Annotated in this window: 17 protein-coding genes and 1 tRNA gene; 13 read left to right on the top strand and 5 right to left on the bottom strand. The window is 66.0% G+C overall.

Going from position 1 to position 20,026, the window contains the following annotated elements; genetic code table 11:
* Positions 1-16 precede the first annotated feature (16 nt).
* The 5 genes from CWS35_RS34645 to CWS35_RS34625 all read left to right on the top strand — a co-directional run bounded on the left by CWS35_RS34645 (position 17) and on the right by CWS35_RS34625 (position 3,460).
* Positions 17-313: a (2Fe-2S)-binding protein gene (locus tag CWS35_RS34645; protein ID WP_100955613.1), complete on the top strand. Its 297-nt coding sequence runs from the start codon at positions 17-19 to the stop codon at positions 311-313.
* Entirely contained in the window at positions 310-1,728 is a 1,419-nt protein-coding gene (locus tag CWS35_RS34640) for an NAD(P)/FAD-dependent oxidoreductase (protein WP_100955612.1), read from the top strand. The genes CWS35_RS34645 and CWS35_RS34640 overlap by 4 nt, the downstream gene beginning before the upstream one ends.
* Positions 1,725-2,846: an FAD-binding oxidoreductase gene (locus tag CWS35_RS34635; protein ID WP_100955611.1), complete on the top strand. Its 1,122-nt coding sequence runs from the start codon at positions 1,725-1,727 to the stop codon at positions 2,844-2,846. Before CWS35_RS34640 ends, CWS35_RS34635 begins: the two co-directional genes overlap by 4 nt.
* 12 nt (positions 2,847-2,858) lie before the next feature.
* A complete protein-coding gene (locus CWS35_RS34630; protein WP_024579847.1) occupies positions 2,859-3,206 on the top strand; it encodes a RidA family protein in 348 nt (115 codons plus the stop codon).
* Positions 3,207-3,384: 178 nt separating this feature from the next.
* Positions 3,385-3,460: transfer RNA gene (locus CWS35_RS34625), tRNA-Ile, on the top strand.
* 18 nt (positions 3,461-3,478) lie between these two features.
* On the opposite strand, the gene CWS35_RS34620 is transcribed toward CWS35_RS34625, so the two are convergent.
* Entirely contained in the window at positions 3,479-4,447 is a 969-nt protein-coding gene (locus CWS35_RS34620; RefSeq protein ID WP_029878895.1) for a tripartite tricarboxylate transporter substrate binding protein, read from the bottom strand.
* 119 nt (positions 4,448-4,566) lie between these two features.
* On the opposite strand from CWS35_RS34620, the gene CWS35_RS34615 reads away from it, so the two are divergent.
* Positions 4,567-5,535, top strand: coding sequence for a TAXI family TRAP transporter solute-binding subunit (locus CWS35_RS34615; RefSeq protein ID WP_100955610.1), 969 nt, complete (start codon positions 4,567-4,569; stop codon positions 5,533-5,535).
* Positions 5,536-5,601: 66 nt separating this feature from the next.
* Here the strand turns inward: CWS35_RS34615 and CWS35_RS34610 are convergent, their stop codons facing one another.
* Positions 5,602-6,813: an ABC transporter substrate-binding protein gene (locus CWS35_RS34610; protein ID WP_024579850.1), complete on the bottom strand. Its 1,212-nt coding sequence runs from the start codon at positions 6,811-6,813 to the stop codon at positions 5,602-5,604.
* 183 nt (positions 6,814-6,996) lie between these two features.
* Between CWS35_RS34610 and CWS35_RS34605 the strand changes: the two genes are divergently transcribed.
* Both CWS35_RS34605 and CWS35_RS34600 read left to right on the top strand, forming a co-directional pair.
* Positions 6,997-8,106 (top strand): molybdopterin-binding protein, encoded by a 1,110-nt coding sequence (locus CWS35_RS34605; protein WP_100955609.1) that lies wholly within the window; start codon positions 6,997-6,999, stop codon positions 8,104-8,106.
* Between the two features lie 9 nt (positions 8,107-8,115).
* A complete protein-coding gene (locus CWS35_RS34600) occupies positions 8,116-10,077 on the top strand; it encodes a molybdopterin biosynthesis protein (RefSeq protein WP_100955608.1) in 1,962 nt (653 codons plus the stop codon).
* 369 nt (positions 10,078-10,446) lie between these two features.
* Here the strand turns inward: CWS35_RS34600 and CWS35_RS34595 are convergent, their stop codons facing one another.
* Entirely contained in the window at positions 10,447-13,014 is a 2,568-nt protein-coding gene (locus CWS35_RS34595; protein WP_100955607.1) for a fused MFS/spermidine synthase, read from the bottom strand.
* Between the two features lie 321 nt (positions 13,015-13,335).
* Here CWS35_RS34595 and mobB point away from each other — a divergent pair, with 321 nt between their 5' ends.
* The 4 genes from mobB to CWS35_RS34570 all read left to right on the top strand — a co-directional run bounded on the left by mobB (position 13,336) and on the right by CWS35_RS34570 (position 16,551).
* Positions 13,336-13,893, top strand: coding sequence for a molybdopterin-guanine dinucleotide biosynthesis protein B (gene mobB / locus CWS35_RS34585; RefSeq protein ID WP_311538769.1), 558 nt, complete (start codon positions 13,336-13,338; stop codon positions 13,891-13,893).
* A gap of 55 nt (positions 13,894-13,948) precedes the next feature.
* Positions 13,949-14,218, top strand: coding sequence for a sulfurtransferase TusA family protein (locus CWS35_RS34580; protein ID WP_024579856.1), 270 nt, complete (start codon positions 13,949-13,951; stop codon positions 14,216-14,218).
* Between the two features lie 324 nt (positions 14,219-14,542).
* Complete coding sequence (locus CWS35_RS34575) at positions 14,543-16,198, top strand: OFA family MFS transporter (RefSeq protein WP_100955604.1); 1,656 nt, start codon at positions 14,543-14,545, stop codon at positions 16,196-16,198.
* A gap of 95 nt (positions 16,199-16,293) precedes the next feature.
* Positions 16,294-16,551 (top strand): hypothetical protein, encoded by a 258-nt coding sequence (locus CWS35_RS34570; protein ID WP_024579858.1) that lies wholly within the window; start codon positions 16,294-16,296, stop codon positions 16,549-16,551.
* Positions 16,552-16,701: 150 nt separating this feature from the next.
* Here the strand turns inward: CWS35_RS34570 and lon are convergent, their stop codons facing one another.
* Both lon and CWS35_RS34560 read right to left on the bottom strand, forming a co-directional pair.
* Positions 16,702-19,080, bottom strand: coding sequence for an endopeptidase La (gene lon, locus CWS35_RS34565; protein ID WP_100955603.1), 2,379 nt, complete (start codon positions 19,078-19,080; stop codon positions 16,702-16,704).
* An 11-nt stretch (positions 19,081-19,091) separates the two neighbouring features.
* Positions 19,092-19,499 carry an Hsp20/alpha crystallin family protein gene (locus CWS35_RS34560; RefSeq protein WP_024579860.1) on the bottom strand — a complete coding sequence of 136 codons (408 nt, stop codon included), beginning with the start codon at positions 19,497-19,499 and terminating at the stop codon, positions 19,092-19,094.
* A gap of 251 nt (positions 19,500-19,750) precedes the next feature.
* On the opposite strand from CWS35_RS34560, the gene CWS35_RS34555 reads away from it, so the two are divergent.
* Positions 19,751-20,026 (top strand): hypothetical protein, encoded by a 276-nt coding sequence (locus CWS35_RS34555; RefSeq protein WP_029878896.1) that lies wholly within the window; start codon positions 19,751-19,753, stop codon positions 20,024-20,026.

Raw genomic sequence — 20,026 nt, 5'->3', positions numbered from 1 at the left:
CGAGAAAGAGCATTCCATGTTCAAACGTTCCGACCAGGACAAGCGACCGTTGGTGCAGATTTTCGTCGACGGCGTGGCCGTCGCGGCACGCCAGGGCGACACCGTCTCCGCGGCACTGCTGGCCTCCGGACGCGATGTGCGCCGCTCGACCGCGGTCAACGGCACGCCGCGTCTGCCCTACTGCATGATGGGGGTGTGCTTCGATTGCCTCGTCACCATCGATGGCGTCGGTAACCGCCAGGGCTGCCTCGTGCCGGTTGCCGCGGACATGCAGATCGAAATTCAGAAGGGCAAGCGGGAGATCGGAAAATGACCACGGGCCCCAAGCGCGAAACCTACGACGTTGTGGTGATCGGAGCCGGTCCCGCCGGGCTCGCCGCGGCTGCGACGTCGGCCGGAGCCGGCCTGTCGACGCTGCTGCTCGACGAGAACATCGGCCCAGGCGGCCAAGTGTATCGCGCCATCGCCTCGACGCCTGTGACGGAGCGCGGTCAGCTCGGCGCCGACTACTGGGCGGGCGCCGATCTCGTGCAGGCACTGCGCGCGAGCAACGCCGAGGTCATTCAGCGCGCGACGGTCTGGAGCCTCGATCGCAACCTCGACATCGGTATCTCGGTCGGCGGCGCCTCGGCCTTCGTCAAGGCGTCGCGCGTGATCCTCGCGACCGGTGCGCTGGAACGGCCGTTTCCAGTTCCCGGCTGGACGCTGCCCGGTGTGATGACCGCCGGCGCCGCGCAGACCATGCTGAAATCGTCGGCGTTGGTGCCGGACGGCCCCACTGTGATCGCGGGGCAGGGTCCGCTGCTGTGGCTGCTCGCGGCGCAGATCCTGCGCCTCGGCGGGCGTCTCGACTGCATTCTCGACACCACCGCGCGCGGAAATTATCTCGCCGCGATCCCGCACGCCTTCGCCTTTCTGACCTCGCCCTATTTCGCCAAGGGTCTCGTGATGATGCGCGAGGTGCGGGCGAAGGTTCGGGTGGTGTCCGGCGTCACCGAACTCGCCGCGGCTGGCGATGGCCGGCTCGCGAGCGTGAGCTATGTCGCGGGTGGCAAGCGCGGGTCGATTGCCGCGGATCTGCTGCTCCTACACCAGGGTGTCGTGCCGAACGTCAATCTCGCGATGGCGGCTGGCGCCGAGCATCGCTGGGACGAGCTGCAATTGTGCTGGGCGCCGGTGCTCGATGCCAATGGCGCGTCGTCGGTCCCCGGCATCGCGATCGCCGGCGATGGTGCCGGCATCGGCGGTGCGGGAGCGGCCGAGGTTCGCGGCCGGATTGTGGCGCGCGCTGCCGTGGAGTCGTTGGCGCCGGCGGCCGCCGCCGGATTGCCGCCGATGGCGGCGTTGCGCGCCGATCTCGCCAAGGCCGAGCGCGGCCGGGCCTTCCTCGACACGCTGTTTCGCCCAGCGCCGCAGTTCCGGATTCCGTCGGGCGATACCATCGTCTGCCGCTGCGAGGAGGTGACCGCGAAGGACATCCTCGACGCGGTCGCGATCGGCGCAACTGGTCCCAATCAGCTCAAGGCTTATCGCCGCACCGGCATGGGACCGTGCCAGGGCCGGCTCTGCGGCCTCACCGTCACCGAGTTGATGGCGCAGGCGCGCGACAAGAGTCCGCAAGAGATCGGCTATTACCGGCTGCGCGCGCCGGTCAAGCCGATCACGCTCGCCGAGCTCGCCTCCGTCGCCAAGACGGACACCGACGTCAAGGCGGTGGTGCGCGGATGACCACAGGCGTGGATGCGATCGTCGTCGGCGGCGGCATCCACGGATGCTCGACCGCGCTGCATCTATGTCTCGCCGGCATGAAGCCGGTGCTGATCGAGAAGGACTATGCAGGGCGGCATGCCTCGGGCGTCAACGCCGGTGGTGTGCGTCAGCTCGCGCGGCACATTCCCGAGATTCCGCTTTCGATCCGCTCGATGGGAATCTGGGAGAGGATCACCGAGCTTGTCGATGACGATTGCAGTTTCGAGAGCCACGGCCAGGTCCTCGTCGCGGAGAACGAGGACGAGCTCGCGACCTGCCGCGCGCGCGTTGCGGAGCTGAATGCGCTCGGCTTCACCCATGAGGAACTGATCGGCGCGGCCGAGCTGCGGCGGCTGGTGCCGGCGGTCGCCGACAGCTGTCCCGGCGGCGTGGTCTCGCGCCGCGACGGCGCCGCCAACCCGGCGCAGACGACGACGGCATTCCGTCGCAAGGCCGAGCGGCTCGGCGCCATCGTACGCGAAGGCGTGGCCGCCACCAACATCCGGCAGAGCGACGGCCTCTGGCACGTCGATGCCGGCGCCGACAGCTATGCCGCTCCCGTGCTGGTCAATGCGGCCGGCGCCTGGGCGGGGCGGATCGCCGCTGATCTTGGCGAGCCGGTGCCGGTCGAGACCGTCGCGCCGATGCTGATGATCACCTCGCGTGTGCCGCATTTCATCGATCCCGTCGTGATCCTGCGCGGCCGTAAGTTGTCTTTCAAACAGTTTTCAAACGGCACCGTGTTGATCGGCGGTGGGCATCTGGCGACACCCGACCAGGATCGCAACGAGACGATGCTGGACTGGAAGGGCCTCGCGATCAGCGCGCGCACGGTGTTCGAGCTGTTTCCGGTGATGCGCGATGCGTCGATCGTGCGGGCCTGGGCCGGCATCGAGGCGAAGATGAAGGACGACCTCCCGGTGTTCGGGCCGAGCGCCCGTCACAAGGGGCTCTATCACCAGTTCGGCTTTTCGCTGCACGGCTTCCAGCTCGGCCCCGGCGCCGGCGCCGTGATGGCGGAGCTGATCACGAACGGCGGCACCCAGACCCGGATCGGCGATCTCGGTATCGACCGCTTCCATCCTGCAACGCTCTAACGAGAGGACATCATGAGCATCACCCGCAGCATCCGTACACCCATCATGCATCGTGCCGTCGAAGCGAACGGCTTCGTCTTTCTGGGAGGGACCATCGCCGACGACACCAGCGTCTCGATGGGCGAGCAGACCCGCAACATCCTCGGCAAGATCGCAGGCTACCTGAAGGAGGCCGGCACCGACACGACGCGCGTCGTCAGCGCCTCGATCTTCGTCACTGACCTGGCCAAGAAGAAGGAGATGGATCAGGCCTGGACCGAATTCTTTGGCGATAACCTGCCGGCACGCGCCACCGTCGGCGTAGCCGATCTCGGCGGCGGGGCGTTGATCGAGGTGGTCGTGACCGCGCTGAAAAGCTGAGGCATCTGACCAGGGCATCCAAAGGGTAGCAAACGGCGCCCGGCCGCCGTTCTGTCTCGGGCGACACGCGGCTGCGTGTTGGGCCGGGAGGCGGGGGGCGGCATTGCCGAAACCCCACGCACCCTGTAAACGGAGCCGGCACCGTTGCCGGCCGCCCCCCGCGGCCCGCGAGGCGGCGGGGCCTGTAGCTCAATGGTTAGAGCCGGCCGCTCATAACGGTCTGGTTGCAGGTTCGAGTCCTGCCGGGCCCACCAGCGCATCAATGGATTGCTTCAATCCACCGAGACGCCGGCAAACTCGACGACTTTGCGCCATTTCTCGGTCTCGTCGGCCACCAGTTTGCCGAATTCGGCCGGGGTCATCGGCTTCGGGATGCCACCCACCTCGGCGAGGCGCGCCACCAGCTTGGGGTCCTTCAGGGCCTCGCCGACCGCCTTGTTGAGGATGTCGACGATTTCCGGCGGCGTGCCTTTCGGCGCGGAGATGCCGTAGAAGCCGACCGACTCGAAGCCCGGCACGGTCTCGGCGATCGCCGGCACGTCGGGCACGCCTGGCCAGCGCTTTGGCGAGGTCACGCCGAGCGCGCGGACGCTGCCGCCGCGCGACTGCTCCAGCGCCGACGGCAGATTGTCGAAGATCAGCTGCACCTTGTTGGAGATGATGTCCGGGAAGGCGATCGCCGATCCCCGATACGGCACGTGCTGCATGTCGCATTTGGTCATCGCCTTGAACAACTCGGCCGACATGTGCACCGAGGTGCCGTTGCCGGACGAGGCATAGGCGATCTTGCCCGGATTGGCCTTGCAGTAGTCGATGAACTCCTGAACCGTCTTTACCGGCATCGCGTTCGAGACCACCAGCATGTTGGTGAGCTGCATGATGCTGGCGACCGGGGTGGTGTCGCGCAGGAAGTCGTAGGGCAGCTTCTTGTAGAGCGAGGTCGAGATTGCGTTGTTGGGCGCGACGAACAGCAGCGTGTAACCATCCGCCGGCGAGTTGATCGCGGCGGCGGCCGCGATGTTGCCGCCGGAACCGGCGCGGTTCTCGACCACGAATTGCTGGCCGAGGTGATCCGACAGCCACTGGCTCATGATGCGGGCGACGATGTCGACCGGGCCGCCGGCGGCAAACCCGATCAGCCAGCGCACCGGACGGTTGGGATAGTCGGCTGCGGATGAGGGGCTGAACGAAGCAAGACAGCAGGCCAAACCAAGCAACGCGGCACGTGCGAACCGGATCATCATGTCTCCCGTCATTTTCTTGTGACCGTTGCCGTCATGGTTTCACAAAACGCCGCCTTTGCCTACGACATCGCCCGTGCGACGATAGTCGGGCTCATGTGCAATGCTCGAGGCTCGTGATGAAGTTCGCTGTTATGATCTGCGCCGGCGTGCTGCTGCTGGCGGGCGGCGCGGCGGCGCAAGAGGGGGGCAAGACCATTTCCAAAACCACGATCAGTTTCGCCACGGCGACGCCGGGCGGCGGCTTTCCGCTCTATGGCAACGCCCTCGCCGAGGTGATCAACGCGGCCGACCCGACGCTGTCGATTGAGCCGCGCAACACCAAGGGCTCCAACGAGAACATTCCGCTGCTCGAGGTCGATAGCGTCGACATCGCGACCGTTGCCGGCGAGCCGGCCTATGAAGCCTTCATGGGCATCGGCCGGCCGAAGGCGACGAAACTCAGGATCCTCACCGCGATGTATTCGGCACCCGGCATGTTCGTGGTGCGCGCCGACAGCCCGTACCGGACGATCCAGGATCTGGTCGGGAAACCGGTCGCGTTCGGCGCCAAGGGGTCCGGCATCCCGATCCTGTCGCGCTACATTCTCGACGGCATCGGGTTGAAGCAGGACGAGGATTTCAAATCGATCTATCTCGACCGCGCCGGCGATGGCCCTGCGATGCTGGAAGATGGCCGCGTCGCCGCGCTGTGGGGCGCCGGGATTGGCTGGCCGAGCTTCACCAAGCTGGCCGAGAGCCCGACCGGCGCGCGGTTCATCGCGCCGACCGCGGACGAGATCGCGCGCGTCCGCGCCAAGCACAGCTTCCTCAAGCCGCTGACGATCCCCGCCGGCAGCTACCCGAAGCAGAGTGAGGCGATCGCTTCGATCGGCTCCTGGAGCTACATCCTGGTGCGCGAGAGCCTTCCCGACGACGTTGCCTATCGGCTGGCGAAGACGCTGCACGGCGTCGAGGCTGATTTCTGCAAGAAGCTCGCCCAGGCTTGCGAGACCACGGCGGCGAACACCATCGCCGCCGCGCCCGATCTCAATTTGATCCACCCCGGCGTGCTGAGATATTTCCGCGAGATCGGGGTGACGCGCTAGCGCGGCGAAGAGTGAGTGGCGAATAGTCGCATCTATTCGCTGCTCCCTATTCGCCATTCGCTGATCTTATTTCTTCACCATCGGGCAGGCCGGGTCTGGCGGGCCGAACGCATCCTCGCCCGAGATCTTCGCCAGGATCTTGTAGTAGTCCCACGGATATTTCGACTCGGCGGGCGTTTTGACCTGCACCAGCCAGAGGTCGTGCACCATCAGATTGTCCTCGCGCAGTTTGCCGTTGCGGGCGAAGAAATCCTCCACCGGCTTCTCGCGCATCTTGGCCGCGACCTTGAGCGGATCGTCGGTGCCGGTCTCCTTGATCGCGTTGAGATAGGCGGTCACCGAGGAGTAGACGCCGGCCTGCCACATCGTCGGCATCCGGTTCATCTTGGCGAAATAGCGCTTCGACCATTCCCGGGTCTTGTCGTCCATGTCCCAGTAGAACGAGGTGGTCAGTAGCAGGCCCTGCGCGGCCGACAGCCCGATCGAATGGACGTCGGTGATCAGCGCCAGCAGCGCGGCCATCTGCTGGCCGCCGGCGAAGACACCGAACTCCGCGGCGGTCTTGATCTCGTTGGTGTTGTTCGGCGGGCCGCCGGCAATGCCGATGATCTTGGCCTTCGAGGCCTGCGCCTGCAAGATGAAGGACGACAGATCGGGCGTCGCAAATGGCGGCCGCACCGCGCCGAGCACCTTGCCGCCGTTCTTGGTCACGACGGCGGAGGCATCCTTCTCCAGCGAGTGGCCGAACGCATAGTCGTCGGTGATGAAGAACCAGCTGTCGCCGCCGCGCTTCACGACCTCCTGCGCGGTGCCGACCGCGAGCGCGCGGGTGTCGAACACCCACTGCATCGCATAGGGCGAGCAGAACTTGCCGTGGAAGTCGGTCGCGCCGGTCGAGTGCGTGATGAACAGCTTCTTCTTCTCGTTGGCGATGTTCTGCACCGCGAGACCGACCGCCGACACCGGCACGTCGACGATGAGGTCGACCTGATCGACGTCATACCAGCGCCGCGCGATGGTCGCGCCGATGTCCGGCTTGAGCTGGTGATCGCCGACGATCACCGTAACAGGCTTGCCGAGCACCTTGCCGCCGAAATCGTCGACCGCCATCTGGGCTGCGGTCACCGAGCCCTGTCCGGTCGGGGTCGAGGCCGGTCCGTTCATGTCGGTCAGCACGCCGATCTTGACGATGTCGTCGGATACCTGCGCCGATGCGGTCGAGGAGGCCAGCAGCGCGGCTGCGAGCGTCCCGAACATGGCTAGTCTGGTGGCGATCATTCTGTCTCCCTCCTGAACTGGCGCATTGGCCATTATGGTTGTGCCGGGCTTCTGCAACCCGGTCATATTGGTTTCTTTTGCAACTAATTTGGGGTCCGCGTCAACGCGCCATCGGTCTAATGACGGGGATCTGGACCGGCCCAAGCCGGTTTCTTTCGCCACCGATTCAGTCCATAGCGGGCCATGGTCACCGCCCAGCGCCTCCCGGCTTCGCTTACCCCGCTCGATGCGGCGCTGGCGGCCGTGCTGCGCGACGTCGCACCGGTCGCGCCGATCGAGTTGCCGCTCGCGGACACATTGCACTGCGTCGCAGCCGAGATGACGGCAGCGCGCGCCTATCCGCCGCACGAAATCGCGGTCAACGACGGTTGGGCGATGCGCGCCAATGATCTGGTCGGTGCGTCCTCCTATGCGCCGTTGGCGCTGACCGAGCTCCCGGCCTGGGTCGCTGCCGGCGCGGCGATGCCCGATGACACCGATTGCGTGGTCGATGCCGATGCGGTCGACAACTCCGGTCCATTGCCGCAGGTGCTCGCCGAAGCCATCCCGGGGCAGGGCGTCCGGCGGGCCGGCAGCGACATCGCCGCGGGGCGTACGGTGACGCCGGCAGGCGAACCGCTGCTGCCGCGCGGTCTATTGCTCGCGCGGGCGGCCGGACTTGAGCTGCTGCGTGTAAGACGCCCGCGTCTGCGCATCGTCAATATCGGCAATGGTGAGCTGACCGCGCAACTGATCGCCGATACCGCGCGACTTGCAGGCGCTGAGTTCGTCTGCACGACGGCGACGCCGGATGTGGTAGCGATCGCCAGCGCGCTCGATCCGGAAGGCTGCGATCTCATCGTCACGATCGGGGGCACCGGCGTTGGTCACACGGATGCGGCGGTCAATGCGCTGGCGAAGCGTGGCACGCTGATCGCGCATGGCATCGCACTGCAACCCGGGCGCACCGCTGCGGTCGGGCGGGTCGTTCCGATCCCTGTGGTTGCCTTGCCCGGCGCGCCGGATCAGGCCTTCGCGGCCTGGTGGGCGATTGCGCTTCCGGTGCTCGATCGCCTCTCGGGCCGGCGCCCGCGCAAATCGCTGACGCTGCCGCTGCAACGCAAGGTCGCTTCGGGCGTCGGTGTCGCGGAGGTCGTGCTGCTAACGCGCCGGCAAGGCCACTGGAATGTGCTGGCGATCGGCGACCTGTCGCTCGATGCCATCGCGCGTGCCGAAGCCCTGCTGATCGTGCCTGGCGCAGCGGAGGGTTTTGCTGCGGGCACGACCGTCGATGCCTATATGTTGCGGGAGTGAGTTCCCGGGATGACCAGAACTTTCACGCCGAACCCCAAGCCGTCCATCGAGCAGGACCAGTTCCTGACCATCCTGTCGCGCGAGGAGGCGCTCGCGCGCTTCGAGGCGGCGCTGTTTCCGCGCCCATTGCCGTCCGAGACACGACAGCTCGCCGACGCGCTCGGCCGCCCGCTGGCGCAGGACGTGGTGGCGCCGATCGACGTGCCGCCGTTCGATCGCTCAAATGTCGACGGTTTTGCCGTGCGCTCGGCCGATCTTGCGCGCGCCAGCGAGGGGGCGCCGGTGCAACTGGTACTCACCGACGAAACCATTTCCTGCGGCATCGCGCCGACCCGCCCGGTGCTCCCGGGCACCGCGACCGCGATTGCAACCGGCGGCCCGGTGCCGCGCGGCGCCGACGCCATCGTGATGGTCGAGCACACCCAACCCGTCGGCCAGACCGGCGGCAACGGCGCCATCGAGGTCCGCCGCGCGGCGTCGCCCGGGCAGTTCGTGTCGTATGCCGGCTCCGACATCGCGCGCGGCGAGGCACTGCTGCGCACGGGAACGATCATCGGCTCGCGCGAGATCGGCATGCTCGCGGCCTGCGGCATCGCCGGCGTTCAGGTGACGCGCCGTCCGCGCGTCGCGATCCTGTCGACCGGCGACGAACTGGTGCAGCCAGGCGAGGCGCTGCGGCCGGCCGCGATCTACGACACCAATGGCGCGATCGTCACGGCAGCGATCGCCGAGAACGGCGGCGATGCGTCGTTCCTCGGTGCGATCGCCGACAATGAGGCGATGCTGGACGCCGCGATGCGCAAGGCGCTGGCGGACAGCGACATGCTGGTGCTGTCGGGCGGCACCTCCAAGGGCGCCGGCGACGTCTCGCACCGGATCATTGGCCGGCTCGGCAAGCCCGGGATCATCGCACATGGCGTGGCGCTGAAGCCGGGCAAGCCGCTGTGCCTTGCGGTCTGCGACGGCAAGCCGGTGGTCATCCTGCCGGGGTTTCCGACCTCGGCGATGTTCACCTTCCACGACATGATCGTGCCGGTGCTGCGGCGGATGGCCGGCCTGCCGCCGCGTTCCGATGCCAAGGTGACGGCGAAGGTGCCGGTGCGCATCGCCTCCGAGCTCGGGCGTACCGAGTTCGTGATGGTGTCGCTGGTCGAAGGCGCCGACGGCCTGATCGCCTATCCCGGCGGCAAGGGCTCGGGCGCGATCACGTCGTTTGCGCAGGCGGACGGCTTCCTGAAGATCGAGGCACTTGCCGACCAGCTGCCGGCCGGCAGCGAGGCCGAGGTGACGCTGTTCACGCCGCATGTGCGGGTGCCCGATCTCGTCATCGTCGGCAGCCATTGCACCGGGCTCGATCTCGTCACCGCGCCGCTGGCGCATGCCGGGCTCGTGGTGCGTTCGATCGCGGTCGGCAGTCTCGGCGGGCTCGCGGCCGCCAGGCGCGGCGAATGCGATCTCGCTCCGATCCATCTGTTCGACGACAAGACCGAGACCTACAACACGCCGTATCTGGCCGACGGCCTCGAGCTGGTGCCGGGCTGGCGGCGCATGCAGGGCATCGTGTTCCGCAAGGACGATGCACGCTTTGCCGGTCTGAGCGCGGAGCAGGCGGTGCATGCCGCGCTCGCCGATCCCGCCTGCATCATGGTCAACCGCAACCAGGGCGCCGGCACCCGCATCCTGATCGACCGCCTGCTGGCGGGCAGCCGGCCCGACGGCTACTGGAACCAACCGCGCTCGCATAATGCGGTCGCCGCCGCGGTGGCTCAGCATCGCGCCGACTGGGGCATGACCATCGCGCCGGTCGCCCACGCGTCCGGGCTCGGTTTCATCCCGCTCGCCGAGGAGCATTATGATTTCGCGGTGGTGACGGCGCGCAGGCGGCGGCCCGCGGTGCAGGCCTTTCTCGATGCGCTGGCGTCGGAGGAGGCGCGCGCGGCGTTGGTGAGGGCGGGATTCAGGCCGGCGTAGCGGGTGAGCCGTGCCAGATCCACCGAAGGCCAGGACCCATAACCACCGCATTCGGTCATGAACGGGATTCGCGGCCCCAGCCTCGTGCAACAGCGGAGATTTGCGGTAATGGGTCCCGGCCTTCGCCGGGACGACGGCGAGTGTGTGGCGCGATCTGTGGATCATGCGTCCGCATCCTCGCGACATCATCTGTCCGAGCTTTGCTCGTTCGTTTCGCCCTCTTCACAGAGGGCGCAGGGAAATTAGCCGTGGGATCGGTAGAGCGCAGCGAAACCCATCATCTCGCCACGCGGACCAATTGATGAGTTTCGCTGCGCTCTACCCATCCTACGATTCCCGCGGACGATCGATCCGCCGCAGGCCGCCCGATCACTCGCGCAGCTTGCGGTCCAGGAAGTCGACATAGGAATTGTCCGGCGCGAGCTTGAGGGCCAGGCGAACCGCTGCATCGGCGGCCGATCTGTCGCCCTCGGCCGTGGCCTGGTGCTCGTCCAGGATCGCATTGGCGACCGTGCGCGCGGTGTCGAGACGGGCCTCGTCGACCGACTTGTCGGCGAGGTAGTTTTCGACCGGCTCGCGGAGGCGCTTCAATTCGTCGACGCTGATCGAGCTCAGCGGATACCAGTTGTAATATTCGAGGCGTGGCCGGTCATCCGTCAGGGTCGGCACGTCTCCGACAAAGGCCGCGAGCTTCGCATCGGCGGCGATGAAGGTGGCCAGGAAATCCTCCGGCGAGCGCAGCCCGTTTGCCGTCAGGTCTTCGGCCACCGCCGGCTGCGACATCCGCGTGGCGAGCGTGCGCGGATCGATTGTCAAGGGTTCGTCGGAGGCGATCGCGACGCCTTCCATTCTGGACGGCAGCCACAGCGAGACATGCTTGAACTGGCCCATCATGGCCTTGAGGATCATCTTCGGAAGAATGCCGCGGTTGAAATCGAGCGGCACCCATTGTGCGAGCACGCCGCCAGGACGCATCCTCTGCTTGGCCAGTGCGTAGAATTCCTCGGTGTAGAGGTTGATGACGCCGGCATCATGCGGCGGCGGCGGCTCGAGCGTGATGACGTCGAATGTCTCGTTGGTCCCGAGCAGGAAGTGGCGCCCGTCCGCCACGATCTGGTGGACTTTGGGATTCTGATAGAACTGCTTGTTGATCGGCACGAAATGCGGCGCGAACTCGAACACCGTCGGGGACAGATCGACCGCGTCGATCGATTGCAGTTCCTGATGGGTGCTGACCGCACCCACCGTGGTTCCGGTTCCGATGCAAATCACGACAGAGGTTTCAACAGCGCCCGGGTGCAGCAGAATGGGATAGTGCCCCATCGCGGCCATGTAGCGTCGGCCCTCGGGGCGGTTGTTGGCATAGCTTTTCGAGTTCACCACCAATTGCTGATAGGTCCCCGCCGCCCCGTCCTGATACTCGACCACAGCAAATGTCGCCTGCCGGGTTTCCCGCAATTCAAGCACATTGGCGCCTTCGATCGCGGTCAGGACCCGCTCCAGGTAATGCGGGGTGAACAGCAGCAGCGATACGGCGATGACGCCTGCGGCGACCGTCCCTTGTCGCCACAGGCTCCTCTCTCGGAGAAGACCCGGTTGCGATACGGCGGTCGCGACAAAGAGCAGGACGTTCAGGGCAATCAGGACCGTGAGCGCCCACTGGCTGCCCAGATAGGGGATCAGCAGGAATCCCGCCGCCAGCGAGCCCAGCACGCCACCGATCGTGTTCAAGGCGTAGAGCGAGCCGATCCTGCGGCCGAGCGCGCTCATCTGCATCACGGTCAGTTCGCTGGCCAGCGGAAAACTGATGCCGATCAGCGTGGTCGGCAGCAACAGCGCAATGGCACAGATCAGGAAGAATGAAACGTCGCCGCCGAGCAGTTCCTGCGCCGGGACCGGAAGCAGGCTTGAGACGATCGGATGCAGCACCACGCCCACGGTGCGCGCCTTGCCGAGGATTCCGACGGTCAGCGTGGCGGCAACCGCGATCAGCAATTGCGTGACGGCGAAGTAGCGCAGCAATTGATCCTTGCGGGGCGCGAGCAGCCTGGCGCAGATCAGGGCGCCGATCACCAGCCCCAGTAGGTAGACCCCGAGCATGCCGGAGAACGCGTAGACGCTCGAGGTGCTGACATTGGTCAGGAAGCGGAACCAGACCACCTCATAGGCGATCGACACGAAGCCGGAGCACGCGAAGACCCAGATCAGGATGGTCGTGCTGCCCTGCTGCGATCCTGGTGCTTGCGCCGGCATATTCGTGGTGGCCGGAGAGGGCGGCAGGCGACTCGTGCCGCGCGCAACGAGCAGCGCCGCGAGGCCGACGCAGACATACAGCGCCGCCGCAATCAGGCTCGATCCCGTGATCCCGACGAGACCCATCAGGACGAAGCCGACGGTCAAGGTGCCAATGGCCGCACCCAGGGTGTTGAAGCCGTAGAGCAGGCCGATGCGGTTGGCGAGGTCGGTTTGCGCGCGGGTCAGGTATCGCACCAGGAAGGGCAGGGTTGCGCCCATCAACATCGTCGGCAGCGACAGGATCGCGAGCGACAGCGCGACCATGAGGGGCAGGCGGAGCGGAGACTCCAGATCCAGCATGGGCGCCAGCCAGCCCACCCATGTCGGCCAATGCGACAGGAACGCGGTCACCGCCAGGGACACCAGCGCGAGCGCGAGTTCGAGAAATCCGTAGACCTTCAGGGGGCGGTCGACGGTGTCGGCGACCCGGCCGCCGACGGCGCTGCCGAGCGAAAGGCCGAAGAAGAAGCTCGCCACCGTGACGCTGACGGAGACGGTCGCGCTTCCCAGCACGAATTGCAACTGCTTGAACCAGAGCACCTGAAGGATCAGCGATGCCGCGCCCGACGCCAGGAAGATTCCGGTGACCAGAACCCGGTTCTTCAGACTGATCGCGTCTCGAACATCATCATGATTGGGCACTGGACGGGTCTCCCGTTGAACGGGAGAACAGGTAAGGCAGATGCTGTTAAGATTGCCTTATGAGACGGCGATACGGACCGCCGATTAACCATTCATTTCATGGGGATATCCGGAATTTCAACGAATGCTTCGGCCCCATCCTCGAACCGGCATTCGTGTTTTGGCTGCGCGCTTTCGAAGCCACCGGCGATGTCGCCTCGCAAAAACTCCTGGCAGCTGCGGACATGGCGCTTCAGAAGTTTCCGAAGGCAGTCCCAAGGCAGATCAGCCGGACGATATCGGAGGCTGGCATGACTTGGCATCAAGGCTGATATAAGCAGCATTGAACGCTGGACGCCTTCGGAGACGCGGATGAAAGTGATTGGCCTCGCGGGTTGGAGCGGTGCCGGGAAGACCACCCTGCTGTCGCGGGTGATCCCCTATCTGCGCGGCCGCGGCTTGCGCATCTCCGTGATCAAGCACGCTCACCACGAATTCGATGTCGATGTGCCCGGCAAGGATTCCTGGGTGCACCGGCAGTCCGGCGCGACCGAGGTGCTGGTGTCCTCGACGCGGCGCTGGGCTCTGATGCACGAGCTGCGCGGCGCCGATGAACCGCGGCTGCCGGAACTGCTCGCCAAGATGGCGAGCGTCGACCTGGTGGTGGTCGAAGGTTTCAAGCGCGAGCCGCTCAACAAGATCGAGGTGCATCGCGCCGCCAATGGCAAGCCGCTGCTGTTTCCCGATGACCCATGCATTGTCGGAATTGCCAGCGACGTTGCCGTCGAAACCAGGCTGCCGATTGCGCATCTCGACGACATCGCGGCCGTTGCCGAATTGATGCTGCGTTCCGCGATCGGTGTCGATGATGTGCGCGCCTCGGCTGCGGCCGAAAGCTGAACGGGATGGGCCGGCTGGCGTTGACGATGCACGACGGCTTCGCCATGGTCGTACCATGACAACGACGAAACTCGATCTCACAGGCCTGAAATGCCCGTTGCCTGCGCTGAAGACGCGCAAGGCCTTGAAGACCGTGATCGCCGGAGACCTGCTCGAAGTGCATTGCACCGATCCGCTTTCGGTGATCGATATCCCGGCGCTCATTCAGGAGACCGGCGACAAGGTCGAGATCACCGAGCGAAGCGATGTTCGCATCGTTTTCCTGATCGAGAAGGCGAATGGAACGATAGACAATTCAAATGCTGCATCGCCGCGTACACGCTAGTTGCAGCTGAATTTCTACCTTTTGCCTATCGACACCCGTTCCCGCTTCTGCGCGAATTGATAAGCTCCGCCGGGTTGTGGAGATGAACCTTTGCCCGGATGTGGGCACATGGGCGGACGATGGCCGGCATGTGTCCAGATCAGGGGCTGCGAGGTCGGGCATATCCGGTCGTATCGGGGGTTGGCATTTCTGAACATGCGCGTGGTTGGTCCCGGCGCATCGAGGGAATGTGCGGAGCGGCCGGCAGCCGTTGACCGCAAGGGCTGAGACGGGATCGAAGACGCAGACGCGCCTCACGCAATGGCGGCTGCAGGGGAGGTATCAATGACCACAGTGAGCAGCGCCGGACGTGTATCCGCGGCAGGCGCAGGTTTCCTCGACAAGGAACAGACGATCGCGACCGCCGGCTTCAACCGCTGGCTGGTGCCGCCGGCTGCGCTCTGCATCCACCTCTGCATCGGCATGTCCTACGGGCTGAGCGTGTTCTGGCTACCGCTGTCGCGCGCGATCGGCATCGATAAGCCGGCCGCCTGCCAGAATCCTTCGGTGCTTGGCGACCTCTTTACCACGACCTGCGACTGGCAGGTCACCAACCTGCTGATGATCTTCACCATCGGCATCGTCGTGCTCGGTCTTTCCGCCGCGATGTTCGGCGGCTGGCTGGAGCGCGCCGGTCCGCGCAAGGCGGGCTTCGTCGCGGCGCTGTGCTGGTCCGGTGGCTTTGCGATCTCCGCGCTCGGCGTCTACATCCATCAGCTCTGGATCCTGTGGATCGGCCTCGGCCTGATCGGCGGCGTCGGCCTCGGGCTCGGCTACATCTCGCCGGTGTCGACGCTTGTGAAGTGGTTTCCCGACCGGCGCGGCATGGCGACCGGCATGGCCATCATGGGCTTCGGCGGTGGCGCGATGATCGGCTCGCCGCTGGCAAACCTGCTCATCAACTATTTCAAGACGCCGACCTCGGTCGGCGTCTGGCAGACCTTCCTCGCCATGGCGGCAATCTACTTCGTCTTCATGATGATCGGCGCATTCGGCTATCGCGTGCCGCCGGCCGGCTGGCGCCCCGAGGGTTGGACACCGCCCGCCACCACCAACCGCATGATCAGCTCGGCCAATGTGCATCTCGACAATGCACACAAGACGCCGCAGTTCTGGTTGATCTGGATGGTGCTCTGCATGAACGTGTCGGCCGGCATCGGCGTGCTGGCGATGGCCTCTCCGATGCTTCAGGAGATCTTCGGCGGCGCGCTGATCGGCAAGGCCGGCGTCGGCTTCGCGGCACTGGATGCCGGGCAGAAGGTGGCGATCGCGACGATCGCTGCCGGCTTCGTCGGCCTGTTGTCGCTGTTCAACATCGGCGGCCGCTTCTTCTGGGCGTCGCTGTCGGACAAGATCGGCCGCAAGAACACCTACTACACGTTCTTCATCCTCGGCATCGTGCTCTACGCGCTGGCGCCGAGCTTCGCCCATATGGGCTCGCGCACGCTGTTCGTCGGCGCCTTCTGCATCATCCTGACGATGTATGGCGGCGGCTTCGCGACCATCCCGGCCTATCTCGCCGATATCTTCGGCACGCAGTTCGTCGGCGCGATCCACGGCCGCCTGTTGACGGCGTGGTCAACGGCCGGCGTCGTCGGTCCGCTGCTGGTCGGCTATATCAGGGACGCCCAGCTTCAGGCCGGGATCGAGCGTGCGCTGGTCTACGACCGCACCATGTATATCCTGGCTGGCCTTTTGATCATCGGCTTGATCTGCAATCTCAGAATCCGGCCGGTGGATTCGAAGTGGCACATGAGTGAGGCCGAGGTCGCCAGGTTGCAGGCCGAAACGGCGAGCGCGGCAGCGTCCGGGCCAAGCGGATCGTTCGGGATCGGCAAGGGCGGCCTCGACACCAAGGCGCTGTTGTTCTGGGCCTTCGTCGCGGTCCCGCTGGCGTGGGGCGTTTACAAGACGCTGGAAAGCGCGGTCAAGATTTTCTGACTGGAAGCCGGATGCGCGGGACGTTTGCGTCCCGCGCTCCGCCATGTTGAATTCAATCGATAGTCATTGAACCGATAGTCAAGGGAATTTCCGTCATGCTTCGTCCGGCAATCTGTCTTGCTGCCGCATTGCTCCTCGCTGGCTCACTGCAAGCCGCCTCGGCCCAGGGCACCGCTCCATCCGAAGCCAAGCCGTCGCGCATGAAGCTCACCATGCAGAAGCTGAAGGACATGAAGGCGAAGTGGGTCGCCAACAAGCCCAAGCTGAAGGCCTGCCGCGCCGAGGTGAAGTCGAAGGGCCTGACCGGCGACGACCGCTGGTTTTACATCGAAGATTGCATGGAGAAGAGCTGAAGCCCGCTCGGCCGTGTAGAGCGAAGCGAAACCCATCATTCGCGACATGTGGCACAGGCGATGGGTTTCGCTTAGCTCTACCCGTCCTGCGAATCTAATCCAGGGGGCGTGGCAGAGATTGCTGCACGCCCCCTGCTGTTGATAAAGCAGTCACTCCGCCGCCGCCGGAGTCGCCTTGGCGGGCTCCAGCGCGGCGGCGATCGCGTCGTCGACGCGCTCGAGCCAGATGAACTCCAGCTTGGCGCGCGCGCCGGCGGGGATGTCGTCGTAATCGCGCTTGTTGCGGGCCGGCAGCATCACGCGGGTCAGGCCCGCGGCCGCGGCGGCGACCACTTTCTCCTTGATGCCGCCGACCGGCAGCACGAGGCCGCGCAGCGAGATCTCGCCGGTCATCGCGGTGTCGCTGCGCACGGTGCGATCGGTCAAAAGCGAGGTGAGGGCGGTGAACATCGCGACACCCGCGCTCGGGCCGTCCTTCGGCGTGGCGCCGGCGGGAACGTGGATGTGGATGTCGTTCTTCTCGAACATGCCGGGGTCGATGCCGAGCTGGGAGGCCCGGCTCTTCACCAGGGTCATCGCGGCCTGCACGCTCTCGCGCATCACGTCGCCGAGCTGTCCGGTGATCATCAGCGCGCCGCGGCCCGGCGTGCGCGAGGCCTCGATGAACAGGATGTCGCCGCCGACCGGGGTCCATGCGAGCCCGGTGGCGACGCCGGGGACGCTGGTGCGCATCGCGATCTCGTTCTCGAAGCGCGGCTGGCCGAGCAGCGAGATGATATCCTTCGGCGCGATCGTGACGTGACTCGTGCTGCCTTCGGCGATCTGCACCGCGACGTTGCGCAGCACCTTGCCGATCTCGCGCTCCAGATTGCGGACGCCGGCCTCGCGGGTGTAACTCTTGATGATCAGCCGCAGCGCGTCCGGATCGAGTTCGACCTGTTCGGCCTTCAGGCCGTTGGCCTCGAGCTGGCGGCGCACCAGATAGCGCTTGGCGATCTCGAGCTTCTCGTCCTCGGTGTAACCGGCGAGGCTGATCAGTTCCATGCGGTCGAGCAGCGGCCCGGGGACGCCGTCGAGCATATTGGCGGTGGCGATGAACACGACGCGCGACAGGTCGAACGGCACGCCGAGGTAATTGTCGCGGAAGGTGCCGTTCTGCTCGGGGTCGAGCACCTCGAGCATCGCGGCCGACGGGTCGCCCTGGACGCCGCGGCCCATCTTGTCGATCTCGTCCAGCATCATCACGCAATTGCGTGCGCCGGCCTTCTTGATCGCCTGGATGATGTTGCCGGGCAGCGCGCCGATATAGGTGCGGCGGTGGCCGCGAATCTCGGCCTCGTCATGCACGCCACCGAGCGAGACACGAACGAACGGCCGCGACATCGCGCGCGCGATCGACTGGCCGAGCGAGGTCTTGCCGACGCCGGGCGGCCCGAGGAAGCACAGGATCGGCGCCTTGCCGCCCGGCGCGAGCTTGCGCACCGCGAGGTACTCGATGATGCGGCTCTTGATCTTTTCGAGGCCGTAGTGGTCCTGGTCGAGGATCTTGCGGGCTTCCGCGATGTCGATCGGCTTCTCCTCGGGCAGGCTCCACGGCAGGTCGATCAGCCAGTCGAGATAGCTGCGCACCATGCCGGATTCGGCGGCGGCCTCCGGCATCCGCTCGTAGCGGCGTAATTCCTTCTGCGCCTGGCTCTCGGCCTCCGGCGGCATCTTGGCCTCGACGATCGCCTTGGTCAGCTCGGCAACTTCCGCCGCCTTGCCGTCGCCTTCGCCCAGCTGGCGCTGGATGGTCGCCATCTGCTCGCGCAGGATCGCCTCGCGCTGCCGTTCGTCGAACGCGGCCTTGGTCTTCTGGCCGATCTCCTGGCTCAGGCGGAGCACCTCGATGCGCTCGGCGAGATGCCGCGAGACCTTCTCCATGCGCGGCACGAGATCGATGGTCTCGAGGATGTCCTGCTTCTCAGGCGACTTGATGTCCATGTAGGAGGTCGCAAGGTCGGCGAGGGTGGCCGGCGAGGTCGTGCCCTGCAACGCGGCGATCAATTCGGGCGGCGTCTGCGGCAGCAATTGCGCGGCCTCCAGCGCCTGGCGCTGCAGATTGAGGAAGCGGGCCTCGATCTCGGGCGAGGTGGTGGTCGGCTCCGGGATCTGCAGCACGCGCGCGGCGAGGAACGGGGTGCCGGGCAGATAGTCGAGCACGCGCATGCGCTGCACGCCCTGACAGACCAGATGATGGGTGTCGTCGGCGCCGGTGATGTAGCGCACGATGTTGGCGACGGTGCCGACGCGGTAGAGCCCGTCCGGGCCGGGATCGTCGGCCTCGGGGTCGCGCTGCAACAGGATGCCGATCTGGCGCTGCTCGCGGACCGCCTGCTGCGCCGCCGCAATGGATTTGGCGCGGTTGATCGAGATCGGGATGATGACGTCGGGAAACAGCACCGTCGAGCGCACCGCGATGATGATCAGTGCGTCGCTCGGGATCGGCGCCGATGCCGTGGTCGAGCTGGAAATGTCCGAAGCAGCCATGTCGAAATCCCTCAGCTCGATTTTCCGAGCCGCAGGCCGACGCAGCCATGCGCGGCAAAGCGGCTGATGGTGTAGCGGCCGGTCGGCAGCGCGATGCGGCGCTCGAACCGGCCCTGCGGCAGTTCGAGACGCAGGATGCGGGCGTCGCGCAGTTCAGCGGGCAGGATGCGGCGGCCGGAGATCACCAGCGTGCCGCCGTCGAGCGCGGCCTCGACCTCGTCGGGATCGACCCCCGGCAGCGCGACCAGGATCAGGATCTCCTCGTCGGTCTCGATCACGTCCATCGGCGGTTCCCAGCTCGGCTCGCTGCTGCCTGCCCGCGGGTGCAAATTGAGGAAGCTCTGGTGCAATCGTTCGGCCCGGGCGAGCGCCTCGATCGCGTCTGTCAGCATCCAGTTGATCTGATCCTTTGGCCGCATCGGCACTCTCCACGTCGCACTGGGAGGCAACGTTACCGGTCTTGCCCGCGACCGTAAACCGGCACCAGGGAAGGGGTGCTCAAAGGTAAAATCGGCCGAATTGTCCCGATTTGCGGCATTGCGGCGGCGCGCTGGCCGCTTATGGCGCGCCTATGTCATGACGCGGCGGGTCCTCTCGAATTCCTACGCCGTCCTCAGCATCTTCCAGCTTGACGCGGCGCGTTCGCGCGCCGCCAACAGGAAGGTGGGACATGACCCTGCTTCATTTGCACGATGTCCGGCCCCATGGCCCGGCCGGTGCCATGCAGACCGCGCTGCGCCGGACGGTCCGGCGGATCGGCCTCGCGTTCAAGACGATCCACCGCGCGATCGCGGCGGCTAAAATCCACCGGCTGCGCAACGAGCTGCTGCTGCATCGCGGCCACGAGCACTGGGCGCAGACCAATCTCCATGTCGGCATGCTGGGCGGCGATGCCGAGAAATATCCGCGGGCACCGGCCGTGCTCGGCGAGAAGTGGGATTATTGA

It is taken from the genome of Bradyrhizobium sp. SK17, from assembly GCF_002831585.1.
GTDB lineage: Bacteria > Pseudomonadota > Alphaproteobacteria > Rhizobiales > Xanthobacteraceae > Bradyrhizobium.
Note: the sequence above shows the minus strand (reverse complement) of the source record. Positions and strands in the feature narration are given on the sequence as shown.